The 26,300-nt window shown below is 31.5% G+C and carries 27 protein-coding genes; 13 read left to right on the top strand and 14 right to left on the bottom strand.

The window, feature by feature from the left end:
• Position 1 precedes the first annotated feature (1 nt).
• The 7 genes from GMA17_RS03700 to GMA17_RS03670 all read left to right on the top strand — a co-directional run bounded on the left by GMA17_RS03700 (position 2) and on the right by GMA17_RS03670 (position 7,633).
• On the top strand, positions 2-3,274 hold the full coding sequence (locus GMA17_RS03700) for a DEAD/DEAH box helicase family protein (protein WP_248399261.1): 3,273 nt from the start codon (positions 2-4) through the stop codon (positions 3,272-3,274).
• A 27-nt stretch (positions 3,275-3,301) separates the two neighbouring features.
• A complete protein-coding gene (locus tag GMA17_RS03695) occupies positions 3,302-4,321 on the top strand; it encodes a hypothetical protein (protein ID WP_248399259.1) in 1,020 nt (339 codons plus the stop codon).
• 2 nt (positions 4,322-4,323) lie between these two features.
• Positions 4,324-4,647, top strand: a complete 324-nt coding sequence (locus tag GMA17_RS03690) for an STAS-like domain-containing protein (RefSeq protein WP_248399257.1) — start codon at positions 4,324-4,326, stop codon at positions 4,645-4,647.
• Positions 4,628-5,182, top strand: coding sequence for a hypothetical protein (locus tag GMA17_RS03685; protein ID WP_248399255.1), 555 nt, complete (start codon positions 4,628-4,630; stop codon positions 5,180-5,182). The genes GMA17_RS03690 and GMA17_RS03685 overlap by 20 nt, the downstream gene beginning before the upstream one ends.
• 814 nt (positions 5,183-5,996) lie before the next feature.
• Entirely contained in the window at positions 5,997-6,164 is a 168-nt protein-coding gene (locus GMA17_RS03680) for a hypothetical protein (protein WP_248399253.1), read from the top strand.
• 249 nt (positions 6,165-6,413) lie between these two features.
• The gene (locus GMA17_RS03675; protein ID WP_248399251.1) at positions 6,414-6,878 is read left to right on the top strand and encodes a hypothetical protein; all 465 of its coding nucleotides are present in this window, start codon (positions 6,414-6,416) and stop codon (positions 6,876-6,878) included.
• Between the two features lie 113 nt (positions 6,879-6,991).
• Positions 6,992-7,633, top strand: a complete 642-nt coding sequence (locus GMA17_RS03670; protein WP_248399248.1) for a DUF6266 family protein — start codon at positions 6,992-6,994, stop codon at positions 7,631-7,633.
• Between the two features lie 197 nt (positions 7,634-7,830).
• Here the strand turns inward: GMA17_RS03670 and GMA17_RS03665 are convergent, their stop codons facing one another.
• From GMA17_RS03665 to GMA17_RS03645, 5 genes are all read right to left on the bottom strand, one after another.
• A complete protein-coding gene (locus tag GMA17_RS03665; protein WP_248399246.1) occupies positions 7,831-8,463 on the bottom strand; it encodes a hypothetical protein in 633 nt (210 codons plus the stop codon).
• A 161-nt stretch (positions 8,464-8,624) separates the two neighbouring features.
• Positions 8,625-8,909, bottom strand: a complete 285-nt coding sequence (locus GMA17_RS03660) for an addiction module antidote protein (protein WP_248399244.1) — start codon at positions 8,907-8,909, stop codon at positions 8,625-8,627.
• Between the two features lie 3 nt (positions 8,910-8,912).
• Positions 8,913-9,212, bottom strand: a complete 300-nt coding sequence (locus tag GMA17_RS03655) for a type II toxin-antitoxin system RelE/ParE family toxin (RefSeq protein WP_248399242.1) — start codon at positions 9,210-9,212, stop codon at positions 8,913-8,915.
• A gap of 232 nt (positions 9,213-9,444) precedes the next feature.
• Complete coding sequence (locus GMA17_RS03650; protein ID WP_248395786.1) at positions 9,445-10,011, bottom strand: hypothetical protein; 567 nt, start codon at positions 10,009-10,011, stop codon at positions 9,445-9,447.
• 158 nt (positions 10,012-10,169) lie between these two features.
• The gene (locus tag GMA17_RS03645; protein WP_248399240.1) at positions 10,170-10,802 is read right to left on the bottom strand and encodes a hypothetical protein; all 633 of its coding nucleotides are present in this window, start codon (positions 10,800-10,802) and stop codon (positions 10,170-10,172) included.
• Between the two features lie 333 nt (positions 10,803-11,135).
• On the opposite strand from GMA17_RS03645, the gene GMA17_RS03640 reads away from it, so the two are divergent.
• Together GMA17_RS03640 and GMA17_RS03635 are read left to right on the top strand one after the other, a co-directional pair.
• Positions 11,136-11,855 carry a putative quinol monooxygenase gene (locus tag GMA17_RS03640; RefSeq protein WP_248399238.1) on the top strand — a complete coding sequence of 240 codons (720 nt, stop codon included), beginning with the start codon at positions 11,136-11,138 and terminating at the stop codon, positions 11,853-11,855.
• Between the two features lie 76 nt (positions 11,856-11,931).
• The gene (locus GMA17_RS03635; protein WP_248399236.1) at positions 11,932-12,795 is read left to right on the top strand and encodes an AraC family transcriptional regulator; all 864 of its coding nucleotides are present in this window, start codon (positions 11,932-11,934) and stop codon (positions 12,793-12,795) included.
• Between the two features lie 136 nt (positions 12,796-12,931).
• Here GMA17_RS03635 and GMA17_RS03630 read toward each other — a convergent pair whose 3' ends face one another.
• The 5 genes from GMA17_RS03630 to GMA17_RS03610 all read right to left on the bottom strand — a co-directional run bounded on the left by GMA17_RS03630 (position 12,932) and on the right by GMA17_RS03610 (position 17,732).
• The gene (locus GMA17_RS03630) at positions 12,932-13,834 is read right to left on the bottom strand and encodes an ATP-grasp domain-containing protein (protein ID WP_248399234.1); all 903 of its coding nucleotides are present in this window, start codon (positions 13,832-13,834) and stop codon (positions 12,932-12,934) included.
• Between the two features lie 144 nt (positions 13,835-13,978).
• Positions 13,979-14,821, bottom strand: a complete 843-nt coding sequence (locus GMA17_RS03625; protein ID WP_121667377.1) for a hypothetical protein — start codon at positions 14,819-14,821, stop codon at positions 13,979-13,981.
• 181 nt (positions 14,822-15,002) lie between these two features.
• On the bottom strand, positions 15,003-15,728 hold the full coding sequence (locus tag GMA17_RS03620) for a DUF5131 family protein (RefSeq protein WP_248399232.1): 726 nt from the start codon (positions 15,726-15,728) through the stop codon (positions 15,003-15,005).
• A 1-nt stretch (position 15,729) separates the two neighbouring features.
• Positions 15,730-16,851, bottom strand: coding sequence for a three-Cys-motif partner protein TcmP (tcmP, locus tag GMA17_RS03615; RefSeq protein ID WP_248399230.1), 1,122 nt, complete (start codon positions 16,849-16,851; stop codon positions 15,730-15,732).
• A 167-nt stretch (positions 16,852-17,018) separates the two neighbouring features.
• Entirely contained in the window at positions 17,019-17,732 is a 714-nt protein-coding gene (locus GMA17_RS03610; RefSeq protein ID WP_248399228.1) for a class I SAM-dependent methyltransferase, read from the bottom strand.
• Positions 17,733-18,107: 375 nt separating this feature from the next.
• Here GMA17_RS03610 and GMA17_RS03605 point away from each other — a divergent pair, with 375 nt between their 5' ends.
• Genes GMA17_RS03605 through GMA17_RS03595 form a run of 3 tightly spaced genes read left to right on the top strand, consistent with a single transcriptional unit; the run spans position 18,108 to position 21,002 of the window.
• On the top strand, positions 18,108-19,838 hold the full coding sequence (locus tag GMA17_RS03605; RefSeq protein WP_248399226.1) for a DNA polymerase III subunit gamma/tau: 1,731 nt from the start codon (positions 18,108-18,110) through the stop codon (positions 19,836-19,838).
• Positions 19,839-19,844: 6 nt separating this feature from the next.
• Positions 19,845-20,417, top strand: coding sequence for a hypothetical protein (locus GMA17_RS03600; RefSeq protein WP_248399224.1), 573 nt, complete (start codon positions 19,845-19,847; stop codon positions 20,415-20,417).
• Between the two features lie 3 nt (positions 20,418-20,420).
• Positions 20,421-21,002 (top strand): tRNA-(ms[2]io[6]A)-hydroxylase, encoded by a 582-nt coding sequence (locus GMA17_RS03595; protein ID WP_248399222.1) that lies wholly within the window; start codon positions 20,421-20,423, stop codon positions 21,000-21,002.
• A 61-nt stretch (positions 21,003-21,063) separates the two neighbouring features.
• Here GMA17_RS03595 and GMA17_RS03590 read toward each other — a convergent pair whose 3' ends face one another.
• The 4 genes from GMA17_RS03590 to GMA17_RS03575 all read right to left on the bottom strand — a co-directional run bounded on the left by GMA17_RS03590 (position 21,064) and on the right by GMA17_RS03575 (position 25,245).
• The gene (locus GMA17_RS03590) at positions 21,064-21,594 is read right to left on the bottom strand and encodes a porin family protein (protein ID WP_248399220.1); all 531 of its coding nucleotides are present in this window, start codon (positions 21,592-21,594) and stop codon (positions 21,064-21,066) included.
• Between the two features lie 101 nt (positions 21,595-21,695).
• The gene (locus GMA17_RS03585) at positions 21,696-22,601 is read right to left on the bottom strand and encodes a Ppx/GppA phosphatase family protein (protein WP_248399218.1); all 906 of its coding nucleotides are present in this window, start codon (positions 22,599-22,601) and stop codon (positions 21,696-21,698) included.
• Between the two features lies 1 nt (position 22,602).
• Positions 22,603-24,663: a polyphosphate kinase 1 gene (ppk1, locus tag GMA17_RS03580; RefSeq protein WP_248399216.1), complete on the bottom strand. Its 2,061-nt coding sequence runs from the start codon at positions 24,661-24,663 to the stop codon at positions 22,603-22,605.
• Between the two features lie 93 nt (positions 24,664-24,756).
• Positions 24,757-25,245: a histidine phosphatase family protein gene (locus GMA17_RS03575; RefSeq protein ID WP_248399214.1), complete on the bottom strand. Its 489-nt coding sequence runs from the start codon at positions 25,243-25,245 to the stop codon at positions 24,757-24,759.
• 526 nt (positions 25,246-25,771) lie between these two features.
• On the opposite strand from GMA17_RS03575, the gene GMA17_RS03570 reads away from it, so the two are divergent.
• On the top strand, positions 25,772-26,272 hold the full coding sequence (locus tag GMA17_RS03570; RefSeq protein ID WP_248399212.1) for a hypothetical protein: 501 nt from the start codon (positions 25,772-25,774) through the stop codon (positions 26,270-26,272).
• Positions 26,273-26,300: the final 28 nt, after the last annotated feature.

Genomic DNA, 26,300 nt, shown 5'->3' with positions numbered 1-26,300 from the left:
TATGGATGAATTAGTACTACAAGATAAATACTTAATGAACTTCTTTACCAATCGTGCAGATGGGTTACAATACAAAGAAGTAAAAGCAAATACGGTTTCTAAACTTCATTTTATAGTTGAAGATTTAAAATATTTTATAAGTGAAACGACGCTCAATAAAAAAGCATACAGAACCTTACTAAAAAAATTCAATAATAACGAAAAAGAGTTGTTACAAGAGTTTCAGGAGTTTTTAAATAAGCGTGTAGGTGAATCTATGAATATGGCGCTGTTTATTAATAATAATAAGTCAGTAACCTTTAAAGGTGTTAAAATCAATTTGTTTTATCCAAGCGGTAGTATTACTCAAGGTGATGCCTTATTTGATGAAAATATATTTTCTGTAGTACAAGAGTTGCCATATATGTATCATTATCAAGATAAAAAACAATTTAGTTTTCGTCCAGATATTACCTTTTTTGTAAACGGTATCTTTTTAGGCTATTCAGAATTAAAATCTAATTATAACAATCAAACAGCCAGTAAAGATGGTAAAATAAAAATAGCAAACGACTATCAAAAAGCAGTAACAAGCTATTTAGATATTGCAGATGGTAACGATGTATCTCAAACCATAAGAAAAGATTTTCTAAAGATTTTTGAAAAAGCGATTCACATTACTACTACAGATGTGCAGGATACATTTATTATTAGAAACATATCAAATCATTTCGATTCAATCAAAACAAAAGTTGAAGATAGAACCTATGATTTTGAAGAATACAAAACAAAAGTAGCCTACGACTTAAAAGCATACCCAATACTAAATAACGAAGCAACAAAGCAACAACGTTTTGAAGAAGTTTTTAAGGCGTTGTATAGCAAAAAAATGATAGAGCGTGAAATACTCTATTATAACTTTATTGAACGTGAATTAGTAAAATCAGACAGAGCTAAACAAAAAGAGTACAAGCATAATGATGGTAGATTAATTGCACCAAGACCCAAACAAAAGTTTGGTTCAGATAAAATTATTAGTAAAATTGATGAGTTTTTAGAACACGAAGACGAACCAGATTACTTTATCAATAAACTACGTCAACAACTAACTGCAAAAGGGTTAGGTGCTGTTCAAATTGAAGATTTAATTAACAAAAGGCAAAAGTATCAAAACAATAAAAACGTCTATTCATTGCTCTTACAATATGCAGCAGGTTTTGGTAAAAGTAATATTATAGGTTGGTCGTCATTAATGCTAAAAGATTTACGTAAGAATGATGAGTTTGTGTATGATAAAATAATGTTGGTGGTAGATAGAGTACAATTAAGAGATCAGTTAGATAGCAAAATGTACAATATGAATATTGCCAATAGTATGTTCATAGAAGCCAATAGCAAAAAATCATTTCTCGAAGCATTAAATACAGACAAACGTATAGTTGTAGTAAATCTTCAAAAGTTCAATTCAATAAGAGAGTTTTTAGATGATGAGGTAGTGCAAAAATTAGCATCTATGCGTATTGCTTTTTTAATTGACGAAATACACCGTTCTAATACAGGGCAACAACACGAAGAAATGGTATCGCTGTTTGATGAATTACAAAACAGTTTTGATAGCAATAAAGAGTATAAAAAAACATACAACAAGAAAAATTTAATCATAGGTTTTACAGCAACACCAAGCGATGTTACTTTAGCACGTTTTGGAGAGTACAATAAATATGCAGAAGCGGAGAAAATTTGGGTTCCCTTTGATAGTTACACAATGAAGGAAGCTATTGAAGATGGTTATATTTTGAATCCCATAAAAGGTATTGTTCCTGTATCAGCTAAAATGTATTTTGAAAAGCCAGACGATGCAACTGAAGGTTTTGAAGGTGATACAGGTTATCACGAACAATCCTTACCAGACAATCTAGAAGAAGGTGTTGATGCTAATGGTAAAAAATATAGAATAAGTAAAAAGAATATATACGAAAACGAAGAACGAATTGAAGCGATTTCAAAGTTTGTAGCTAAACGATTAGTAACTGCGGTATATCATAATATTAGAGGAACAGCAAAAGCAATGTTTGCAGCCTCTTCAATTAAAGCAGCTATTAAATATCGTAAGTACATACAACAGTATTTTAATGAGTTTGTAGATGAAAAAAAATATGAACGTTTTAAAGATGCACCTATCTATATTGTGTATAGTTCAGATGGACAAAAGTATGAAAGCGCATCAACATTAAACGGTGGCTTATCAGAATCTAAAGTATTGCAGAATTTTGCTATCAAAAAGAATGGTTTAATAATAGTTGTAGATAAATTACAAACAGGATTTGATGAACCTAAATTGCATACTTTGTTTTTAGACAAGGAAGTAAGAGGTATTAATGCAATTCAAACCATTTCAAGAGTAAATAGAACAGCAGGAAAGTATAAGAAAGATTGTAAGATTATAGACTTATCCTATAAAAATGTAAACGTAAACAATATCAAACAAGCGTTTGAACACTTTAGTAATGTAGTGGTTAGTGACTTCGACCCATTAGGGCAAGAACAATTATTGCAAGATATTTACGAGAATCTTAATCAAGAGCATATTTTTAAACTGCATTTTAAAGAATTTAAGGCATACCAATTAGGAAAGAAAGATAGTATTCAGCCTATTTTAGATTTAGAAAACACAATTACACAATTCGTAAGAAAGCAACCAGAGGAAGCTAAAAAGCTAAAACTAAACATTAACAAATACTTCAAAATCCTTAATCTGATAGCTTATGTTATTGAAATAGAAGACAAGTATAGCGACGATTATTTTACAGAGTTTTGGTACAGGTATAGTGTATTGTATAATTCTTTATCAGGTACAAAAGATTTAATAGATGACGTTGAGGTGTATTTTGATAATAGATTAGGTATTGTTGCGCCACCAGAAGAGGAAGAAAAGTCTAAAGGCAAACCAGGTACTAATGAGCCATCAGGTAAACCAGGTAAACAATATAAGTTTGATATTTTAGCAGTTATAGAAAAACGTAATGAAGAGGAAGAAGAAATAGAAGCCTTAATATTAGATTTTCAACATAAAATAGAAGCCTTTTTTGAGTACGTAAATAAAGAGGGAAGTCGCTTAATTGCCAAAATGAAAAGTACTAAAACCGTTTTTGATGAAGACGAAATCTATAAAGACTTTGAAATAATTTTTAAGAAATACATCAGACGTAATAAAAAAGAATTAGGTCAATTCTTTATCAAAGAAACAGAGGACATAGTAAACCAACTATGTGATGATTTTGAAAAAACAATTTAGTTGTAATATTTCATACCAATTAATTTATTGAAAAAGGACAAATCAAATAAAGCTTTTAATTATAATCGTTTTCTAAAAGAAGAAAGACGCAAAAAGCGTAGAAAAGAGAAGAAAAAAAGATTAAGGTTAGCTAAAGTAAAGCTTAATCAGAAGCGCAAGTATTTTAGTAGGTATGCAGAAGTTATTGCACCAGAGATTTTAACACTTCAGTTAGGTTATTCAGAGGAAGTATTGCGTTTTATATCTCTTTTAAAGGATTTAGGTAAAACAGAAAATATTATCAATATTAGACTACATAAGGTAACTGATATTGGAGAAGGTGCTATTGGTATGTTGCTTTCAGTAATGAAAGAGTTAACCAATGCTGGCATAGGTTTGAAAGGTGAGAAGCCATTAAATACAATTGCTCGTAATAAACTGGAGCAATCAGGCTTTTTTAAATATATGAGAGGATATGTTGCACCTGAAAATTTGAAAACTAAAAACATTATAATACATACAGGAGATATTACAACTTCTCAAGTTGAATTAGAGCCTGAAATGCCTAAAGTAATGGAAACTGTTTGGGGTGTTGAGGCAAGATGTCCAGAATTGTTTGGAGTAATAGGAGAAATGTTAAGAAATTCTTGCGACCACGCCTTTCAAACTGATAATAGTGTGTTTTGGCATTTAGGTGTATCTCATTTAGAAAAAGATAATGCAGTAAAATTTTCGTTTGTCGACAATGGGGTTGGTATAATTAAGAAGTACTATGAAGATAATAGTTGGCAACAAGTTAAAGATTACTTTAAGAGTAATTCTGCAATTTTAGAAAATGCATATAAAAAGGGTATAGAATCTCAAACAGGGCTACCTTGGCGTGGTGAGGGCTTACCAACGATATATGAATTGTATACTGACAATATAATCACTAATTTAGTAGTTATAACAAATGACGTATATTTAGATTTTGACAAACAGAAATTTGAAGAAATAAAAGTTCCTTTTTCAGGTACTTATTATTTTTGGAAAGTAAATAAAAGTTGTAAACCAGCATATTTTGTGTAGTTATGATAGTAATTGATATACCTAAAGATTTCGCAAGAACACCAGGTTGGCGTACTTATGATGATGGACCATTTTCAGGTCAAGAGTTTTATGATAAATTATTAAAAAAAGGATATGAAGATGCTTTAGCTCAAGACGTAAAGTTGAAAGTCATTTTAGATGGATCTAACGGCTATACGACATCTTTCTTGAATGAAGCTTTTAGGCTTTTAGGTGGAGCGTTTGGTGGTGATGCAGTTTGGCATAGGCTTCTTATTGTGTCAAATGAAGTTCCTAAATATATTGAACGGATAAAAAAAGGTGTTTATGCAATGGAAAAAAAATAAATGGCGCTTATTGTTAGCTTTTTTTATTGGTGTTTTAATCTGTTTTATAGCTACAAGGTTTTATTATTTTGAAATTAAAAAAGAATTAGATGTACCTGGATTACTTCTTGGTGCTTTAGGCTTATTAGTAGGTCTTTACATTGCTGATACTATTCAAAAGAAAATTAATCGTAATCAAAATAGATACACTTATTTAGAAACTAAAATTGATGCTTGCTGGATAGAATTTAATAATATATCAAAAGTAATTGCTATTAGTGATAAAATTGGTGTTGAATCATTATCTAAACTTAATACCGAAGTTATACATCAAGTAGGTTTTATCAAAAACATCTTTGATACGTTCGATTTAAATAGCGAATGTATAGATACCTTGGATTCTAAATTAGAGGATTTTGAAAGTCTTTTCGATGACATTCAAACTGAAGATAATGTTAAATATTATGCAGAAAAGAAAGATGTAATTGAAAATAACATAGTTTTAATAAATCAATGTTTTTCAGTAGTATTAAAAACGATTCAGGATTTAGGTTAAATTACATTTTTAGGTATAATTTCCCCACAACCCAAAACCCAGTTTTCTCGTACCTCAAAATCCTCTGTCTTTTGTGTTGTTCCCCTCGCCACTACATAGTTGTTTTTATGTCACAATAATTGTAGCCAACGCTATAATGGCACATTGCTTGTTTTATTTAAAAGTAGCTATTTTAAAAAATCAGTACAATAAAAAAGCAAAGAGCCATTGCCAACGCTCAAACAACTATTGCGCCATAAAAACAACCCAAAGCTATGTTACATAATAGAAGTTATAGTAGCAAAAACCTTTTCAATGGTTGCCTACGGCGTGTTATTATGTTTTGGTAGCTATAACTGCTATTATGTAAAATATCCGCTCATCCAACGCTCACTTCCGAACATATAAGGACATTTTGAATAAGCATTAAACAGTCGAACAATTAAAGGATTACGTTAATTTATTATAACATTCGTTATCTCATTCAACTGCACAAAACCATCGTTAAGTCCAAGTATTCCTTACCTCAAGTCTTTGTTTGTTTCATTTCGCTAACAAACATTAGAGTCCACTTTTCCCCACCACCCAAGAAATAGGTTATAAAAAAATAGGTTTAGTAAATGTAGTACTACGCCATAGCACATTACTTTTTATCGTACCTCAAAAAAGCAATAAGCTATTGTCTAAAAGTCCTGTATAAGTAGCTTGTTTAAATGCTGTTTTATCAAACAACTATTTAAAACGCTACATATACAAACGCTTCATCCAACGCTCAATTCAGAACTAAAACCTATTTTTTTAAGAGTTAATTCCCCAGAAAAGTTATATTTATTGTATGAAAAAACTGATTGAATCTTTATTTGATTTATTCTTTCCTCACGATATAGATGAAAACGGTAATAAAATCGAAAACCCTGAAGGTGACGATTCTTATTCTACAAAAGTTTTCGTAATTATTATGCTTGTTATAATAGTAATATTGGCAGGTATAACATTAAAATAAAAAAAGGCAGCAAATATATGTGGCTACCTCTGCCAGCCGCAAAAGGCTATAAAGGTCAAGCCCTACGGGTTTTGAATAAAACTTTTTTCAAAAACCTTTTACTTTTTCATTAAACATTTTAACTCAAAAAACTTTTATCCAAAAACCTTGACAGCCTTACCCACGCCACAATAACTATGGCTATCTTTTTTTCTTTTCAAAAAAAATATTGGTGCGAAGCGTAGCGAAGCAATTTTAAATTGGATAGCTATGTCAACTTTTGAACTAAAAACACACAAAATTGGTCGCACTTACTCGAACCCTCATTTTTTCATCCTAAATAAAGGTCTAAACAGCGGGAAACCTTTGACAAATCCCTGTCCTAATTGTTTTGTAGTCACTACATCAACCGAAGAAGAGAAGAACACACTATTTCATTTATCTATGATGTTGCAAATAGGTGGCTTTTATGCATATTATTTAAAAGGAAGTGTTATTCCGTTTATCTCAATTAATGATTGCAGAAACACGCTAAAAAAAGGCTTGAAATCAAAGGCAAAATCCGAGTATGATTTTCAAAAACACATCAATGCTGTTTCTGTTATCAGTAAAAAAGAAAAAGAACTACAAAATGTCATTGATAAAATGTCAGTTTTAAAGGTGGCATATATACGTAATTGTTTCAAGTTAATGCAAAGTAATGTAACTGAACGCAAAGGCGTTCTACTACCTTAAAACAGTAACAAAATGGTGTTATTTTTGTTATATTATTAGCGTAAATAAGGTTTAAAAGCAATATCAAGTCCGTACCAAGTCCGAACGAGTATTAATTTTAAATATTTATAGTTATGGGGAAAATAGCCCAAGGAATTTTAGGAGGCTTATCTGGTAAGGTAGGTAACATTATAGGAGGTAGCTGGAAAGGTATCGATTATATTAGAATTAAGCCATCAAGCGTGGCGAATCCTCGAACAGAGGGACAAGTAAATCAACGTAATAAATTTACTGTTACATTGGAGTATTTGCAAGCTACAAGCGATTTTATTAAAATAGGTTATAAGGCGTTTGCGGTAAAGAAAACGGAATTTAATGCAGCTATGTCTTATGTGTTAAATAATGCAGTAGGAGGTGTCGCACCTAACTTTACAATTGATTTTACTTTAGCTTTATTGAGTAGAGGTCCTTTATCTGGAGTTTTAAATGGTACAACCGATTTAACAACAGCAGGACAAGTAACTTTTGATTGGGATGATAACTCGGCAGAAGGTAATGCAAATGTAACGGACAAATCAATGGTATTAGTTTACAATCCAAGTAAGAAAGAATCAATTTCTATTCTTGATGGTGCTGATAGAACTGTAGGTTCACAAGTAGTAACAATACCAAATACCTATGCAGGAGATACTGTAGAGCTTTTTATGGCATTTGTATCTGAAGATGGTAAGACAGTATCAAATAGTGTGTATTTAGGCTCTGGTACGGCAGCTTAATAACTTTAAGTTTAAATACATATTAAAAACCGTTTCTATTAATTTAGAAGCGGTTTTTTTATGCTTATGGATCATTTAATTACCAGGTTAAAAATGTTATACCTATGTTGTACCTATTTCAATAATATTTATTTAAAGTCAATAAATACAATACATACAGAAGTGTGTTAATATAACACGGTGTTGGCAGTAGGTTTTTATTTATTCCGTTTATTATTATTCAAAAATTCTTTTTCAAATTCGAGTACATTCTTTTTTCTGTTTTTTAAATATGCTATTGTTCCGATTAAAGATTGGTCTTTAAAGAAATAATCCAATGTTTTAATTGAATTACGATTTCTATCAATAATGTCTCTCGTGTCGAGATTGTTTTTAACCCTTACAGACAAGTTTTGGTTTTTAATGAACTTCAAAATCAGTTCTCTGTATGAGTCAGTTTTTTCAACAAATTCATCTCCTTTTACGCTGTATTCGCCATCTTTAAAAAACAAGTTATTGACTTGCTGAATTTCAGTTAGAGTTTGTTGGTTTTCGTGAATATTACCATTATTAGAATTGTCAATAAGTTGGTCAGTCAGATTATCTAAATAGGTAATATATTCTTTTGTTAGATTTTCGTAGGCAACTAAATCCGAATTCAGAGTGTCATTAATATTTAGACTATTTATTTGTTCTTGAATTTCTTTTTCAAGGTGAAATGATGCGTCAACAAATTCATTTATTAGAATTGAATACATACCATAACTTGATTCAAATTTTAATTCAGGTCTAGAATCTGTTTTACAAGAATAAATAGTTATGAATAATAGTAAGATTTTGATGTATTTCATAGTTTTTTTAACTTACTGCCAACGTGTTTGTATAAGATTAGTTGCGTGTTTTAAGCACTAAAGTTAGCAAAAAAATCACAGATAGAAAGTCCGCGAGGACTTTCGTAAGTAGGCTAGAAACTAGCAATTAATTTTATACGGTGTTGTGGTGCGTAATTTTTTCACGCAGACATTGGATTCACTTGAATTTGTCCTCCGATTGCTTTTAATACTTTCATAATTGTCGCAAATTGAGGTTTTGCTCCATCAGATAATGCTTTATATAAACTCGGTCTGCTCAAACCAGTTTCTTCCGCAATTTTTGTCATTCCGATTGCTTTCGCAATATGTCCGATTGCATTAATTATGTCCGCATTATTTCCTTCTTCCAGAACTGTATTGAGGTATTCCGCAATCATTTCTTTGCTTTCTAAATAATCCGCTATTTCAAATCTTGAAGTTCCCATTTTCTATTTATTTAATTTTTTCCAAATTTCTTTCGCTTTTGCAATGTCTTTTTGTTGAGTAGATTTATCTCCACCAATTAGCAAAACAATTACTTTTCCATCTTTTTCTTTAAAGTAGACTCTGTAGCCTTTCGCAAAATTTATTCGCATTTCCCGAATTCCATCGCCAACTGTTTTGCAATCGCCAAAATGTTCGTCAGTTTCTAATTTTTGAATTCTAAACAGGATTTTTGCTTTTGCTTTAAAGTCTTTTAGCTTTTTCAGCCACTTGTCAAATTCATTTGTTTTCTCAATAAAGAACATAAAATTGTATCTACTTGGATACAAAGTTAAGAAAAATATTTGAATAAATTCAGTTCAGATTGAATTTTCAGCAGAGTGAGTTTTTATGCACCACAACGGTCTCGTATAACCGTCAGTTACGGGTTAAAGTACGCAAATTTTTCGGTTTAGCACTGACGTTAGCAATTCCGAGTGGATTCGGACGTAGTCGAATCCGCCGTAATTGCGGTTATACATTGTTGTGCACTGGCTTTTATTTTTTTAGTTCGTTCCGATATAATTCCGCTAACGTTTTACGTTTAGTTTCATTTTTTAAAATATTCTGTAACCACATTTGAGGTTGGTCAGTCGCATTTCCATATTCTCGGTCTTTATATTCTTTAAATTCCGAAAATTCAAGCCAATTTAAATTATGAATATGCTGAAGTGAATAAACAGCCATTTCTCCATTCGTTGCTCCAAAAAATGGGCAAGTATGGACTTTCGTTTTCGTTGTGTCAGAAAGTTTAGAGATAAGAAATTCAGTCAACTCCGTTTTATCATTTTCCGCAAACTTTTTCCATTCCGTTTCGCTAAAAACCATAGTAGGAATTTCTCTCTTTTTATCTGTGACATATTGTGTTCCTCCTAAACAACCTCCTTTTTCAAAAACCATAAAATTCCACTGTTCCGCAATTGAGTCGGTTTGTTGTAATTCCATTTGAGGAATTTCTTCAATCAATTCAGCCGTTTCGTTTTTCAATTCAGATTTCGTTTCTGTTTGGTTTTTACAAGAAACTAAAGTTAAAATCAGAAGCAATATTTTTAAAGGATTTCTCATTTTTCAGCTTGTGCACAACGTATTTGTGTATGATTTCGTTGCGTGTTTAAGCACTAAAGTTAGCAAATAAATCACAGATATAAAGTCCGCGAGGACTTTCGTAAGTAGGCTATAACTAGCAATGAATTATACACGGTGTTGGCAAATCGTTTTTTTTATTAATTCTCTAATGGACTTTCACTTTTGTTATTTTCTATTGCCAACTCTCTAACTTTATCTGAATATTTGAATGTTTGAGTTAAAGCTAAAATTAAAAATAAAATGAAAGCAATTACGTGAGAAATCCACCAAGCAGGTTCTTCGGGTTGAGAAGGTTTTATGTAAGCAAGAATAGTAGCTGAAACATAAATAAGACTATATAATATCACATTCAATAGAGCTATTTTATTTTTTTTTAGCATATATTTCATTCCAATGTAACCATAGCTAATTAGATTTTCCCCCAAAAGAGTATTGATTTTATTCTCTAAATATTGTTTATATCCTTGTAAACCTATTGTTCTTTGATATTGATATAAAACTCCAGATAATATCATTAACACAAAAAAGGGTAAAAACTGTAAATATAACCTAGTGTCTATTTCTGTGTTAACAGTTTTGTCAATTAATGCTATACCTTCGATAAGAAAGAAAATATATCCACCAGCTAATATCAAAGCACCTTGAGTGTAAAAAAATTGATTACCGACAAATTTTTCAATTTTCCCATTAGTCAATTCGTATTCTTTTAATAGAACATCAATTTTGCTCTTCTCTAATTCAGTTATTTCTGTTTTTATTGGTTTTATCATTTGTTTGTATTTTTAAAACTTAAAATACAGATATTTCGTAATCATTTTTAGATTTGCGCAAACGTCTCGCTTTAATGTTTGCCAACGTTGATGTATAAGCTTTGTTGCGGGTTTTAGGAAGTGAATTTAGTAAATAAAACACAAACCAAGAAAAACCACGAGGTTTTTCGCAAGTAGGTGAAAAGCCAGCAATAAAGTTTATACGGTGTTATGTGCATACTACATTCAATAGTATTGTTTTTTTGAAAATTGTCCATGCTATAGTAATAAACATCCATTCCACAGTCCTTTGTTTCACCCCAAATTTGCACTGTAACAAAAAACCAAGAAAAAATGAAAACTAAAGTTCCATTAAAATTAGCACTCCTAGTTTTTTTACTAGGATTTACAATTCAAACATTTTCAAAAACTAAAAACGCAAACATTATGAACAGTACAAAAAAAGAAACTATCGGATTATTAGTAATTATGAAAGCAAAACCAGGAAAAGAACAAGATGTCAAAAACTTCTTGCTTGGTGGATTATCATTAGTGAATCAAGAACCTCAGACAGTATCTTGGTTTGCCTTTCAAATGGACAATAAGACTTTTGGTATCTATGATACCTTTGAAGTAGAAGAAGGCAGACAAGCGCATTTAACAGGTGAAGTTGCGAAAGCATTATTAGCAAATTCAGATGATTTATTAGAGGGTTTTAATCCTAGTACAGATATTCAAACAATAGATGTATTAGCATCTAATCATAAGTCTGGATTGCAAAACAAAGGCTTGCTTGTTATCATGAAGTCTAAAGAAGGAAAAACATCAGATGTCGAAAACTTTCTTAATGTTGGAAAACAATTAGTAAGTGATGAGTCAAAGACCTTATCTTGGTATGCAATAAAAATAGATGCAACTACTTATGCAATCTTTGATACTTTTGCAGATGATTTAGGTAGAGATGCTCATTTAACAGGTAAAGTTGCAGCAGCACTTATGGAAAATGCTCCAGTTCTTTTAGAAGGATTTGAAGCATCAGCAATTCAAAAAATAGACATTATAGCTTCGAAATAATTGTTATCTTTAGAAAGGAGTGTAAAAACACTCCTTTCTTTTTAATACGTAATATTAAATAAAGAAATATATTCTTATGGTTCAAATTATTATAGATAAACAAAATGGTGAACTAGCCTTTAGACTGGAAAAGTTTGAAAATCTTAATCAATTTGACCATTTACAGAGAAAAAATTATTACTCTATTATTTTGCTTAATGGAAGTAACTATAAGTTAAGTGTAGATATTTCTAATTATAAATTGCAAGGTTACCAAATGATTTGCTTATCGCCTTATCAACCTTTTATGATTTCTTCTGAAGAATCTTGTTCGGGCTGGTTATTAAATTTTCATCCTGATTTTTTTTGTACATATCGTCATCAAAATGAAATTGAAACGGAAGGCATTCTTTTTAATAATTTTCATGGATTGCCACATTTTCAAATTTCTGAAGAAGCCCTGTTTTTTAATCTGATAGATCAAATTTCAAAAGAGATGAATAGAGATTCTATTGCTCAACATGAAGTTCTGGTGGCTTTTTTAAAGGTGTTTTTAATAGAAGCCGTGAGACAGAAAAAGCAATTCGATAAAGATATTGCACCAAAATTTTCCGATGGTCAATCTGAAATCTTACAAAATTTAGTAGATTCTATTGAGAAAAATTATTGTGAATTACATTCTCCGAAAGATTATGCAGATGTTTTGTGTGTTAGTACAAAAACATTGGCAGGGATTGTAAAAAAGTATTTACAGCAAACACCTAGCGATTTAATTTCGAATAGAATTATTATAGCGGCTAAGCGAGAACTATATTTAACATCAAAACCTTTGAAACAAATCGCAGCTGGACTTGGTTATTATGATGAATTTTATTTTAGCCGATTTTTTAAAAAGAAAGTAGGTGTTTCTCCAGATAATTATAGAAAGACAGTGGGTTTCGCCAAACTAGAAAAACTATGATTGTCAGGTTGTCTTAAGTTGCACATAACGGTTTTGTGTATGATTTCGTTGCGTGTTTCAGCAATCAATTTAGCAAATACAAACTTAATAGAAAATCCGCGAGGATTTTCGTAAGTAGGCGAGTACTAGCAATGAATTATACACGGTGTTCTACGCAGTTTTTATTCAGTTCGTTATAATATTTATTCCTATTCGCATTGTCTGGAAGTCCTGCAACTTGTCCATCTCCTAATTCCATTATTATCCAACCTCCATTTTTCTTTTTCGCTACATCCATTGTAAAGAAATTGCTTTCTATGTTCTCTGCAATATTTTGGAAGAAATCAATGTCAGGCTTTTCAGAATCATAATTTCCCTCGTCCCAATAATTGAAAATTTGAACAACTTTTTTATTTAAGAAAACAATTCTAAATTCTTTAGTTAATGGCATTTTGCTTTTCGAGTGTTCAGTTAAAAATTCTAGTTCTACAAACTCTCGGAAAACAATTCCCTCGTTCAAATAATCTCCTCGCAATTCTAAAAATCGATTAACTATTTCTAGAACTTTATTTTTGTCAGATGCGTTTGGAATAAAACAAGCTTCATTCCAATTATGCTTTTCTGATTTCACATAATCTTTTACAATAATCGGTTTATTTCCAAATTCATTTGATGACTCTAAAATACTGTTTTCGGAAATGTCTTTAGTCCAATTAGATTTTGGTGTTTCGTTAATTATTTTGTCATAGGATTCTGGTAAGTAATGACAATGTTTGTATTCCGTTGGATTGTTAATCAACTGAATATTCTTTTTTTGGAGTCCATTGTAAAACTGTTCATAAATTTTCGGCGTCATCATCCAACCTCGATAAATTCCTAATTCAATTTTTTCGCAAGTTTTAATGAATTTCAGAGCACTATTTATATTTCCGTCTTCTATTTCCTCAAAACTGAATATTTCAGTTTCAAATCCGTTTTCTTTCGCAGAATTAAATTCAGATTCATAGTCAGGTTCGACTATTTTATTATCAATTACGCTGTCATTAAATATAATTTTCATTGGTTTGTTCAAATTGCGTAGAACGGTTTTGTGTATGATTAGTAGCGTGTTTAAGCACCTAATTTAGCAAATAATTACCGAATAGAAAATCCGTGAGGATTTTCGTAAGTAGGCGAGAACTAGCCATTAATTATACACGTTGTTCTACGCAGTTTTTATTCGTTCGATTGCTTGTTTCAATTGCTCAATTTTCTTTGGTCCAAATCCGCTGATATTTTTCATTTCCTCAATGTCAATTTCCAAAACTTTTTTTGGTGTTGTGTAACCAAGTTCATAAACTTTGTCCACCATAGGAATTCCAAATTCCTGTAATTTTTCCTTAATCCATTCAATTCCGAGTTCATTTGGTTTAAGTCCGTGAAAAAATTCGTCAACAAATGGTTTATTCGATTTTCCAAACTCGTTTATCAACTCTATTTTTTCCTCGTATGTTTTTTCGTTGTCGTTTGTTATAATCTGAAACTTTGGCAAACTGTCAAAATACATTGGTTTTTTCTCAAATTCCTTTTCTATAAAGTCGTTCGCAGATATTTCAGTCCATTCGTATTCAGTTCCGCCAATTTCATTTCGTACAGTTTCATATTCCGCAATTGAAATGATTTTATACGCATTTTCGATTTTGTCTTTTGACATATTCAAATCCAAATCAGGAACGAACTGTCGATAAAGAATTTTGTCACTCGCTTTCCAAAAAGCATCATCGTAAATTCTGTATTTTTTTTCAATTTGTGGATTGTCAGTTTGACTGTTTTCGTAACTTTTTTCCGCTCGATTGAAGGCAGTTCGTAATTTTTTAAAATCCTCTATTGTTTTTACTTCGTCAACTAATTGTTGAACAGTCGGTAAAGTTTTATTTGTTCGATTTTGAGGTTTTTTAGTCGATTTAGACTCTTTCAATTTTGGGTTATTCTTTTCTTGAATAGTTCCAATTACTCCGAAAATCACAAAAATTCCGACTAATGCTAATATTATGTAAAAAATTGTCAATTTATTCTCTGGGTTTAATGGTTAGTCAAATTGCGTAGAACGTGTTTGTATATGGTTTGTTGCGTGGTTTAAACACCTAATTTAGCAAATAAAAACCGAATAGAAAATCCGCGAGGATTTTCGTAAGTAGGCTAGAACCAAGCAATAAATTATATACGGTGTTGGCAACTGGCTTTTCTTTTCAGACGCTATGTTGCAATTCAATTTCGGGCATTTCATCATAGGTTCGACCATTTAATTCTCTTCCGTTTTTCTTTTTGTTTTTTCCTCCCCATTGTTTGAAGAAAAATGCAACATCTGCCTTTTCACATTGTTCTTGAATATCAATTACCCAGTCAGCATCCATTGGTCTAGGATTATGTCCACTTTCTCCACCAACAATAACCCAATCTATATTTTCTAAATTCAGATTCGGAAGTGCTCCAATTAATGGTTCAAGTGATAGAAATTTTACTCTTGCATTGGTTTTTCTTAAAAAGTCAATTCTGTTTTCTACTTTTTGTTCCTCAACTGAAACTCCCATCCAAATATTATGACTCCATTTTAATTCTTTATGTAGTTCTAATAACCTTTCTGCTCTTTTAGTTAATACTTGAAAAACGTGTTGAGGATTTTCATTCATAACCTTAAAAACTTTTTTTATAAATTCTAGAGGTATTTGTTCGTGAAACAAATCGCTCATAGAGTTTACAAAAACTACTTTAGATTTTTTCCAAGTATAAGGTGTTTTAAGTGCAGATTCGTGTGTGCGAACTTCGAAATTATCTCTATATTTTTCAACTCCCATTGCTTGAAGTCGTTTAGACATAATTTCTGCATAACAGAATTTACAACCTTGGGAAACTTTTGTACAACCAGTTGTCGGATTCCAAGTCATTTCTGTCCATTCTATACTTGATTGTGCCATTTTACTTTGAGATTATTTTATAAGTTACAATATTATCTTTTCTAAAGACATTTACATAATTTAAGAAAGGTGATTTTCCTTCATATTCTAATTTTCCTTGTTTTTTCATTAGTTTTATTAAATCAACTGCGTGTTGTGGAATATGACCATTTAAATAAGTGTACATCAAAACAGCTTTATTTGTAACAGTTTTTCTTTCTAAAAGTTTGGTCTCTAATTCGTTTTTAAATTTTTCTACTTTTGTTAATTTTTGACCCTCAAACATATCGAGTTGAATTTTACTTTTATCTTCATCAATGTCAAAATCAGCTTCTCCATTTAAGTTATTTCTTTTCCAAGCTATTTTCAAAAATTTATCAACTGCTGCATAGTTCTTTGCTCCAAAGATGATTCCATAAATATTTCTCTTTTTCTTTATTGAAAAAGGAAATAATTTTAATTCAGAATTTTTTGGAAGTCTAGAATTGATTTTATTGAAAACTAAACGATGCATATTTCGATACTCCTCACTTTCCAACTCCTTAATATCTATTTCTAAAGCTTTTTTAAATTCTTCTGTCATTCCATATCTTCTGAAAAAAGATGATGAAACAAAATAGATAAAATCTGTTGTATTTAATCTTTCAAGTTCATCAATATATTCTTGGGATATAAATTTCACACCATTTTGGTCTAAATAGACTAAAGATGGATATTCTTTAATTGTTGGAATTAATTTGAAGAATAATTTTTCTGCATCTTCATTGTAATAGTTTACAGTAAGGAAATACTTGAATTTTGGATTTTGCGAAATAAAATCTTTACAATTCTGTTTGAGTAGGTCAAATTTATTCTGTGCTTTTCTATTAGGCTCAAATTCATTGAAGTGTAAAACAATTTTAGTTTTAGTTTTTAAAATGTTGCCTAAATGTTCATTTATTTTGGTTAAAAGGCGAATTGGACTACCAGCTATATTATTCGAATCATAACCTGGTCCAGAAAAAAAGTCAAATATATGAATTTCGCCAAAGTGAGGTTGTGGTAAGAATGTTGGAATCCAAGCTTGAGCATAATCCTCAAATATTTCGAGTTTCCTTATTGTTCCTCCATCAAAAGGTTCAGAATGTATGTTTTTTCCACTCATTTTAATTTATGTTCGGATGTCTTTAGCTTGTTGCCAACGGTTTTGTGTATGATTAGTGGCGTGGTTTAAGCACCTAATTTAGCAAATAAAAACCGAATAGAAAATCCGCGAGGATTTTCGTAAGTAGGCGAGAACCAGCCATTAATTATACACGGTGTTGCCAATAGTTATTTTATTTTCCGTCCTTTGATTCCGCTTGCACAACCGTAAAAATATTCCACATATTCAACTTCGAAATCCTGTTTTTTAAAAATCCGATGAACATTTTTTGAGTTTCCAAATTCTTCCGTATAAACTCCTAACATTCTATAAGTCTCGGGACTTCCAAGAAATAATTTTCCTAAAATCGGAATAATATTTTTCAAGTAAAACATATAAAATGGCTTTAGAAATTTACTATTTGGAACAGAAACATCAATTAGCGAAAATTTTCCGTTTGGTTTTAGAATTCGGTCAATTTCGTTTGCTAATTTTCCAAGTTGCTCGTCATTAAATGTCTTTAATCCAAAACCCGAAATGACAAAATCCGCTGTTTCGTTTGCAATTGAGTTTTCAAAGACGTTTTCTTTAAGAATTTCAATTTTTGATTTTTCGAACTTTCCTTTATTTTTCTCCGCACGATTTATCATTTCGGTTGAGAAGTCAAGTCCGATTAATTTTGAATTTTTGTCCGATTTTTTTAGAATATGTTTCCAACATTCGCCCATTCCAGTCATTAAATCGACAACTGTTTTTCCTTTCTCGATTTCAATTTCCTCAACACATTGTCTTCTCCATCTTTCACTAAATCCAAATGAGGTTATATAATTCATTTTTGAATACGAACTACTCATTTTGTCAAATAGCTTTTCAACAAATTTAGGCTCGTAGATTTCTTTCATTCGTGGTGTTGGTCATAATTATTGGCAACTCGTTAAATAGTAACTTTTATTAGGTATATCCCGTAAATATGTCAGGATATCCTACGTTTTGAGTCACTGTTATCCTGTAAATATAAATTATTTATTTTAGATTAAAATCTTAATAATGCCAATTGCCATTGTTATTATGCGCGTCCTTTTAAAAAATACTTTTTCTAAAATTTCAGAATAAAACCTAGTTAACCTGTTTTTCCACAATGTGATTACCGCTCAAAAGTTAATTACTGTTAATAACTCCTATTAAATTAACAAGACTTTGATGTAATTTACCCGTGGATTTTTTAACTTTGTTTCACCGTAAGTTTGCACCTAAAATAAGCAAACCCAATCGTATCCATGGAGCACTTTGTAGTATCAGCACGTAAATACAGACCACAAACGTTTAAAGACGTTGTTGGTCAGCAGGCTATTACAAACACCTTATTAAATGCCATTGAAAACAATCATTTGGCACAAGGTTTATTGTTTACGGGTCCACGTGGTGTTGGTAAAACAACTTGTGCACGTATTTTGGCCAAAATGATTAATAGTGATGGTACAGAGAAAGCGGATGAGGATTTTGCTTTTAATATTTTTGAGCTAGATGCTGCCTCTAATAACTCGGTAGACGATATTAGAAACTTAACGGATCAAGTCCGCATTCCACCACAAGTCGGGAAATATAAAGTTTATATTATTGACGAGGTCCACATGTTATCTCAAGCGGCTTTTAATGCCTTTTTAAAAACATTAGAAGAACCACCAAAGCATTGTATCTTTATTTTAGCTACTACGGAAAAGCATAAAATTATACCAACCATATTATCGCGTTGTCAGATTTTCGACTTTAAACGGATTACAGTTAAAGATGCCAAATCTTACTTAAAATATATTGCAGACGAACAAGGTATTACAGCTGAAGATGATGCCTTACACATCATTGCTCAAAAAGCCGATGGTGCTATGCGTGATGCCTTATCTATTTTTGATCGTGTGGTAAGTTTTTCAGGTAAAAATTTAACACGCCAAGCCGTTACTGAAAACCTAAACGTTCTTGATTACGAAACTTATTTTACGAGTACCGATTTAATTCTTGAAAATAAAATACCAGAATTACTTTTACAGTTTAATAGTATTTTAGCGAAAGGATTTGATGGTCATCATTATATAGCAGGATTAGCATCTCACTTTAGAGATTTATTAGTTTGCCAAAATCCAAGTACGGTTGAATTACTAGAGGTAGGCGAAGAAACGCAAGTCAAATATTTAGAGCAATCGCGAAAAGCAAGCCAAGCACTTTTATTTGAAGGTATAGAACTAGCCAACGATTGCGATCTGAAATACAAGTCCAGTAAAAACCAACGATTACTCGTTGAACTCTGCCTTATGCAACTTGCCTCTATCACTTTCGATGGAGAAAAAAAAAATTCTAAAAACTTTATAATTCCACCGAGTTACTTTGCGAAGATTGGCATCAAGCCAATTCCAGTAAGCAAACAAGCTGTAGCCAGCAATCCACCAACTACACCAACCAAAGCTGAACCGGTTTCTGTTGAAAATAAAACAACCAATCAACCCGTTCATAAAGTTGAAGAAACGCGACCAGTCCTTACATTGGACGCTAAAAAGAAAACAACGTCTGGATTATCTTTAAAAAGTATTCGTGCTAAAAAAGAACATCAAATCCGGCAAATGGATGTCGTTATAGATGAAACGGATTTGCCGAAGGATTCTTTTACCGAAGAACAACTTATAGCGGTTTGGAATGTGTTTGTAAAGGAATTGGAAGCGACTGGAAAATTCAATTTGGCCTCTATATTATCCATTGATGTTCCTAAAGTAAAAGGAAATGCCATTCAATTGGAGTTCCCGAATGCAACCAATAAACTAGAAGTGGAAAGGGAATCATATGATTTGTTGAGCTATATTAGAAAAGAGCTGAATAATTACGATATCCATTTAGACATTTCCATTAACGAAGAAATGGAAAAGCAATATGCTTATACCACGGAAGAGCAGTTTGAAAAACTCAAAGAAAAAAACCCAGCTATTGATGTTTTGAAAAAAACTTTTGGGTTAGATTTTTAAATTCTTATGAAACATGTAAGTCTATTTATATTAGTTGCTATTGCCATGGTTTTTGCAGCATGTGATGGTCGTGATCGCTTGCATAAAACACCGCAAGAAATTCTACATGAATCCGAGTTATTAGATTCATTTTCTGAAACCATAACCTATGTACCAGAAACCTATGCAGAGGTTAAAACAGATACCCTTCTTGCCAACGGTTTCCATATAAAAATTAGAACCTATACGGATATGGAACGTTCAGTTTTGGATACTACAAAAACAGACTCGATAATTTCCAAAACCTATTATCGCGACATTAAAAGTCAGGTAATTGTATTTAAAGAAGATCAGGAAATTTTTAATAAAACTATTGATAAATCATTCTTTACAGACACATTTGCTCATCATGAAGCAGATTTAAAAAGGATGACACTACAATCTGCGCACGTAAATCAACTACCCAATGCGCCATCAACCGAAACTGATGCTGTACAAATAGCCTTTTATTACGTGCATATAAGCCGCGCTTTAAAAAAACAATACCAATTACAAATTCAACCAAACGGCGAATTTGATATAACTAATTTTGAAAATTAAGTCATGCTAGGATTAAAATTACCAACAGACCCACGCTGGGTAAATATTGTAGAAAAGAATATTGAAGATATATTAACGGATCATGCTTACTGCGAGCAAAAAGCAGCAAGTACAGCCATTTCGCTTATTGTTGGTTTTCCAGAATACACGGAATTAGTGCAGGAAATGATTGCGTTGGTTAAAGAAGAAATTAGTCATTTTAAAATGGTTCACGATCGGATTTTAGATCATGGATGGACTTTGGGTCGTGACCGTAAGGATGAATATGTTTTAAAATTAATTACCTTTTTCCCTAAAGGAGGCAGTCGTACCACACAATTAGTTCACAGATTATTATATGCTGCTTTAATTGAAGCTAGAAGTTGTGAACGTTTCCGTTTGCTTTCGGAAGAATTAGAAGATAAAGAATTGGCAGAATTTTACCGCAAATTAATGGTGAGTGAAGCCAATCATTATACCATGTTTTTAGGTTTTGCCAGACAATATGGTGACCGTAAGGAAGTTGATAAAAAATGGAATGATTTATTAGATTTTGAAGCCGAAATAATGAAGGATTTAAGTAAATCTGAAACTATTCACGGTTAAAACAAAAAACTCCAATACTAAAAAGCATTGGAGTTTTTAAAAAATATAATTGGTTAATTAGTTAAATTTTCACACCAATTCCGATTTGGATGTTGGTATTTTTAGCTTCTAAATTAGCTGGATTATCATCTAAAATATTAGTGACACCATAGTGGTATCTTGCATCAATAAAGAATTCATCTGTAATCATGAATTCTAAAGCACCAACACCTGAAAAGCTAAAGTTTCTGTAGCCATCTTCAAACTCATGAATTTTAACACCTACTAATGGACCTGCTCCAAGTGATAATCTATCGCCAATTCTGAATTTTAATAAAATAGGCGCCTGAATATAATCTACGCGTAAACTTCTATCCTTAGCACCTTCGGCAGAAAACTGAATTTCTGGAGCTAATGCTATTGATGCTGATAAATCATATTCACCAAAGAAACCAATGGCAAAACCATTACGGTGTTGATTATCAAAAGTGGCATCTGGTTCAAAATCTAAATTTGAAACGTTTATGCCTGCACGCACACCATACATGGCGTTTTGCGCGTAAGAAACAGTTGCAATAATTACAAAAGCTATTAAGAGTACTTGTTTTTTCATGATTATAAAAGTTTTAATGCGGTCTTAAAATTGATTTAGTTCTAGCGAATATAAATTATTTTATTAAATATAATATAATAAAAAGACAAACTGCATGTTTTTTACTGTGTATTGCTCGAAACCGTATCATAATAGATACTTTTAATAATTCCGTCTGCCAAACCAATTTTTGGCACATAAATATCCTTGGCACCACACCATTTCATTGCAGATAAATAAATACGGGTTGCAGGAATAATAACATCGGCCCGATCTTGATTTAAATCGAGTTCTGAAATACGTTCTTCATAAGAATACGTTTGCAACATATTATAATAAGACGTTAAATAGAAATAGGTTAAAGGCTTTCCTATAGCTTTACCCGAAATTTTAAATATCTTATTAATGTTTCCACCAGTACCCAAAACATCTATTTTTTCAAAAGCTTGGGTATGGGTTTTAATCCACTGCTCCAATTCGTTCCAGGTTTCATTTTTAACAATGTCATTTAATAAACGAACCGTTCCTATTTTAAAAGAACGCGAGGTGATAGATTCCCCATTATGAATTACTGTAAACTCCGTACTACCACCACCAACATCTACATATAAATAGGTTTTGTTAGCATCAATGTAGGAATTTAAATCGGTTGCCGCGATAATTGCAGCTTCTTCTTCCCCATTAATGGTATCAATTTTAATTTCGGTATTGTTAAAAATACGATTTGTAATTTTATCACCATTACTAGCTTCTCGCATCGCTGATGTGGCACATGCTTTATACTTAACCACGTTATGAGATTTCATAAGGAGTTTAAATGCCTGCATGGTATCTAATAATCGTTCGCCATTGTGTTTTGAAATTTTACCTTTCATAAACACATCCGAACCTAAACGAATTGGAACACGAACCAGGGAGCTTTTTTTAAAGCGTGTAGGTTTTCCTTTTTCTTCAATAATATTGGCTATCAGCAACCGAACGGCATTGGAACCAATATCTATTGCTGCATATTTTTTAATGGTTAGCATGCTAACTTTTTAATTTGTTTAAATAATACTCATATATAGCGAATTGCGCACGAACTATAGGTTCTTTCTTTTCTTTATACTGATTATTTTGCGTTTCGTTTAGAATCCGTGCTTTAACATTTGCACTCCAGAAAATACCGAAATTGTCTAATAATTCCTGCTTAATATCTTCATCATAAATTGGACAACTTACCTCTACTCTATTTTCAATATTTCTAGTCATTAAATCAGCCGATGAAATGTAGATTTGTGCATCATCATCAGGACCAAAAATATAAAGTCTAGAATGCTCTAAAAACTTATCTACAATGCTTATTACCTCAATGTTTTCACTCATATTTGGCACACCAGGAATTAAGCAACAAATACCACGAACAACCATTTGAATTTTAACACCTGCCCGACTGGCTTCATATAATTTATCCACCATTTTATAACTAGATAAACTATTCATTTTAAACCGAATTTGAGCTGGCTTTCCTAAAGATGCGTTGATAATCTGCCCATTAATAAGTCGGAAAAATGCTTTTTCCGTGTAATGAGGGGACGTAATAATATGCTTATAGCGGTATATTTTATAATTAATTTCAAAGAAACTAAAGACTTTATTAATGTCCTTTAAAATTTTCTGGTTGGCCGTAAATAAGGTGTAATCCGTATAAATTTTGGCGGTAGATTCATTAAAATTGCCTGTGCTAACAAATCCGTAGCGTTTAATTTTATGTTCTTCTTCACGCTCTATGACACACATTTTACTATGCACCTTTAAGCCTTGAACACCAAAAATTAAATGCACTCCCTCATTTTGCATTTGCTGGGCATAATCAATATTGGCTTGCTCATCAAAACGCGCTTGAATTTCAATGGAAACCGTTACTTTTTTACCGTTTTTGGCAGCATTGATTAAGGAACTGGCTACGTGCGAAATTTGAGCTAATCGGTAAATAGTAATTTTAATAGTAGATACTTTAGGATCTAAAGCGGCTTCACGTAAAAACTTAACGATGTACGAAAACGTGTGATATGGTGTGTGAATTAAAAAGTCTTTATGCGCTATGGATTTAAAAATACTTTCCTGAAAACTCAATCCTTTTACAGGTAATGCTTCAATTTTGGAATACAGTAAATCGGTACGTCCTAAACTAGGGAAATCCATATAGTCCCGACGGTTGTGGTAACGACCACCTGGAATTTTACTATCTGTAGATTCAATATTCATTTTATCCATTAAATAGGATAAGGTAACTTGATCTATGGTTTTATCATAAACAAACCGGACGGGTTCTCCTATTTGACGATGTTTAACACTATCTGATATTTTTTCAATAAAACTTTTACTTAAATCACTTTCCAAATCTAATTCACCATCTCTCGTAATTTTTATCATGTGAGCAGAAATGACATCGTAGTCAAAAATATCGAAGATCTCATCCAAACAGTAACGCAATAAATCGTCTAGCATGATAATAAAGTTTTTATCATCCTGTTTTGGTAAAACCACAAAACGATCCATAGATTTTGAAATTTCAATAAGTGCATATTGATTTTCATTATCTTTCATACTCAACTTAACAGCTAAATATGCCGCACTATCTTTTAAGTTTGGAAGTTCTACAGAATCACTTAAAATAATAGTCACCAAAGCAGGACTAACCTTTTGATGAAAGTAATTTTTTATAAATTCGTGTTGAGACGGTTGGATGGATTTTTCATTAATAATGAAAATATTTTCATCCTCTAGTTGCTTATGAATTTTACTTAAAATTTCTAAACTATCACTCTGTTGCTTAATAACTATTTGGGTGATAATATCTAATAACTCATTGGCTTTTATACCACCAAGTTCACTTTTACCCCCTTTTCCAGCTTCTACAATGCGTTTTACAGTAGCGTAACGTACTTTAAAGAACTCGTCTAAATTATTAGAAAAAATACCTAAAAATCGGAGTCGTTCAATTAGCGGAACGGTTTCATCATCAGCTTCTTGTAACACCCGATCATTAAACTGTAGCCAGCTAACTTCTCTATTTATATAACGATTTTCTTGTACTTGTTTAGCCATTAAAATTTTTTAGTTATGTTACAAATATATTGTATTGTATGGAATTTCTGGGTATTAATAATTCGTTAAATTGTTAATTATAGGGTTTGAAATTTATTGTCTTAAGTCCTTCGGAAAAATAATCCGACTGGTATCTCCCGAAGTTATTTCTTGCCAAGAATCACAATTAAAAATAATAGTTACCAAACCACATGTTGGTACATTTTCTATCCGTTCACTTCCAAATGCATTTACAAAATTGGTAATGGCATCATTATGTCCAAATACCATAAGACTATTTATTTCATCTGGACAATTTTTAATATGAAAGGTGAGGTATTCACCTGAAAAATCATATAACTCATGATTAAAATGGCAAATTTCTGAAGGTATATTTAAGGTTTTTATAAAAATTTCAGCAGTACTTTGCGCTCTCACAGCATTACTAGACCATAATAAATCGGGACAAAAATTAGTGGTTTTTAAGTGGTTAGAAACGTTGTTAGCATCTGTTAACCCTCGCATTTTTAATGGTCGAAGATGATCTGGAAGATTAAGTTTCCAAGATGATTTGGCGTGTCGTACTAATGTGAGAGTTTTCATATTTTATCGTTTAAAAGTAATTTTTATCGTTTAAGTGTTGCTTAAATCAGACAAATGACTTACATTGCACCAGAATTTAAAATTAAACGCTATTAATCAACCTAAAATTACATGAAAAAATTGACCTACATCCATCCAATATCCTAATTTTTTAGAACACAGCATTCGGTTATTCTCAAAAAGTACTGTCGATTAATTATATCTATTTATCGACTAAGTGTTTAGCGAAATCCTTTAATCGAATTTATAAGTGATTTAACATTTTTTTTTGATTGATTGATTTAATCGCATTTTATTTGTGATGTAAGCTATTAATCAAGATGATCCCAAATCAAACTAAAAAACTTAATCCATTCGCATGCAAGCATGCTCTTCCCTCAATATTTTTTAGAACAATAAATGTATTGTTGAGCCCTAAAAAGGTTTAACTACTATTTATACGATTTAATTGAACTGATTTTATAGCTTTTGAAAACCAATAAGTTAAAGAATTAATATATCAATAATTATGAAAAATAGAATGAACATGACGTTAACAACCGTAGTAATGGTGTGTGCGTTATTAGTTGTTTTCACAAGTAGCAGTTTTGCTCAAGAAAACCCTATCTATCAACTCCCTGATAATACGGACAGCCAAAGTATGTCTAGAACATCAACGCGAGTTACAACGTATCCAGAAGATTTGCTCTATGATTTGGAACCTTCTGTTTATATTAAAAACAATCAGATAATTGAAGTTACTGAAGGCCAAAAGCCAAAAGTAGTAAAGCTAAAAGACACTAATTCATTCAACATATTAAGTTCAGACAATGACTTATTTAAGCGTGTTGAAATGATAACTATCAATATTAAATCGGCTTCAGATTTAATGCGTCCTTTTAATGTAGATAACATTAGAGGTTTTGGTAGTCTAAAATATATTTACTTGAAATGTGAATCTTCAGTTACTGAAAGTCAAATACGAAATTTCATCCAACAAGCGGATTCGGAAATTAGTATTTTCTACAAAATATTTAACCGTTCATAAATTTGGTATTAGCTTAATTTAAAGTTAC

The organism is Bizionia sp. M204, assembly GCF_023205095.1.
In the GTDB taxonomy this organism is placed as follows: domain Bacteria; phylum Bacteroidota; class Bacteroidia; order Flavobacteriales; family Flavobacteriaceae; genus Algorimicrobium; species Algorimicrobium hallyeonense.
Note: the sequence above shows the minus strand (reverse complement) of the source record. Positions and strands in the feature narration are given on the sequence as shown.

Coding starts and splice junctions, on each gene's coding strand:
- GMA17_RS03605 (WP_248399226.1), top strand. CDS start 18,108: ATGGAGCACTTTGTAGTATCAGCACGTAAATACAGACCACAAACGTTT.
- GMA17_RS03685 (WP_248399255.1), top strand. CDS start 4,628: ATGCAATGGAAAAAAAATAAATGGCGCTTATTGTTAGCTTTTTTTATT.
- GMA17_RS03640 (WP_248399238.1), top strand. CDS start 11,136: ATGAAAACTAAAGTTCCATTAAAATTAGCACTCCTAGTTTTTTTACTA.
- GMA17_RS03670 (WP_248399248.1), top strand. CDS start 6,992: ATGGGGAAAATAGCCCAAGGAATTTTAGGAGGCTTATCTGGTAAGGTA.
- ppk1 (WP_248399216.1), bottom strand. CDS start 24,663: ATGGCTAAACAAGTACAAGAAAATCGTTATATAAATAGAGAAGTTAGC.
- GMA17_RS03675 (WP_248399251.1), top strand. CDS start 6,414: ATGTCAACTTTTGAACTAAAAACACACAAAATTGGTCGCACTTACTCG.
- GMA17_RS03570 (WP_248399212.1), top strand. CDS start 25,772: ATGACGTTAACAACCGTAGTAATGGTGTGTGCGTTATTAGTTGTTTTC.
- GMA17_RS03680 (WP_248399253.1), top strand. CDS start 5,997: ATGAAAAAACTGATTGAATCTTTATTTGATTTATTCTTTCCTCACGAT.
- GMA17_RS03645 (WP_248399240.1), bottom strand. CDS start 10,802: ATGATAAAACCAATAAAAACAGAAATAACTGAATTAGAGAAGAGCAAA.
- tcmP (WP_248399230.1), bottom strand. CDS start 16,851: ATGAGTGGAAAAAACATACATTCTGAACCTTTTGATGGAGGAACAATA.
- GMA17_RS03690 (WP_248399257.1), top strand. CDS start 4,324: ATGATAGTAATTGATATACCTAAAGATTTCGCAAGAACACCAGGTTGG.
- GMA17_RS03650 (WP_248395786.1), bottom strand. CDS start 10,011: ATGAGAAATCCTTTAAAAATATTGCTTCTGATTTTAACTTTAGTTTCT.
- GMA17_RS03595 (WP_248399222.1), top strand. CDS start 20,421: ATGCTAGGATTAAAATTACCAACAGACCCACGCTGGGTAAATATTGTA.
- GMA17_RS03665 (WP_248399246.1), bottom strand. CDS start 8,463: ATGAAATACATCAAAATCTTACTATTATTCATAACTATTTATTCTTGT.
- GMA17_RS03630 (WP_248399234.1), bottom strand. CDS start 13,834: ATGAAAATTATATTTAATGACAGCGTAATTGATAATAAAATAGTCGAA.
- GMA17_RS03575 (WP_248399214.1), bottom strand. CDS start 25,245: ATGAAAACTCTCACATTAGTACGACACGCCAAATCATCTTGGAAACTT.
- GMA17_RS03635 (WP_248399236.1), top strand. CDS start 11,932: ATGGTTCAAATTATTATAGATAAACAAAATGGTGAACTAGCCTTTAGA.
- GMA17_RS03585 (WP_248399218.1), bottom strand. CDS start 22,601: ATGCTAACCATTAAAAAATATGCAGCAATAGATATTGGTTCCAATGCC.
- GMA17_RS03660 (WP_248399244.1), bottom strand. CDS start 8,909: ATGGGAACTTCAAGATTTGAAATAGCGGATTATTTAGAAAGCAAAGAA.
- GMA17_RS03655 (WP_248399242.1), bottom strand. CDS start 9,212: ATGTTCTTTATTGAGAAAACAAATGAATTTGACAAGTGGCTGAAAAAG.
- GMA17_RS03620 (WP_248399232.1), bottom strand. CDS start 15,728: ATGGCACAATCAAGTATAGAATGGACAGAAATGACTTGGAATCCGACA.
- GMA17_RS03590 (WP_248399220.1), bottom strand. CDS start 21,594: ATGAAAAAACAAGTACTCTTAATAGCTTTTGTAATTATTGCAACTGTT.
- GMA17_RS03700 (WP_248399261.1), top strand. CDS start 2: ATGGATGAATTAGTACTACAAGATAAATACTTAATGAACTTCTTTACC.
- GMA17_RS03600 (WP_248399224.1), top strand. CDS start 19,845: ATGAAACATGTAAGTCTATTTATATTAGTTGCTATTGCCATGGTTTTT.
- GMA17_RS03610 (WP_248399228.1), bottom strand. CDS start 17,732: ATGAAAGAAATCTACGAGCCTAAATTTGTTGAAAAGCTATTTGACAAA.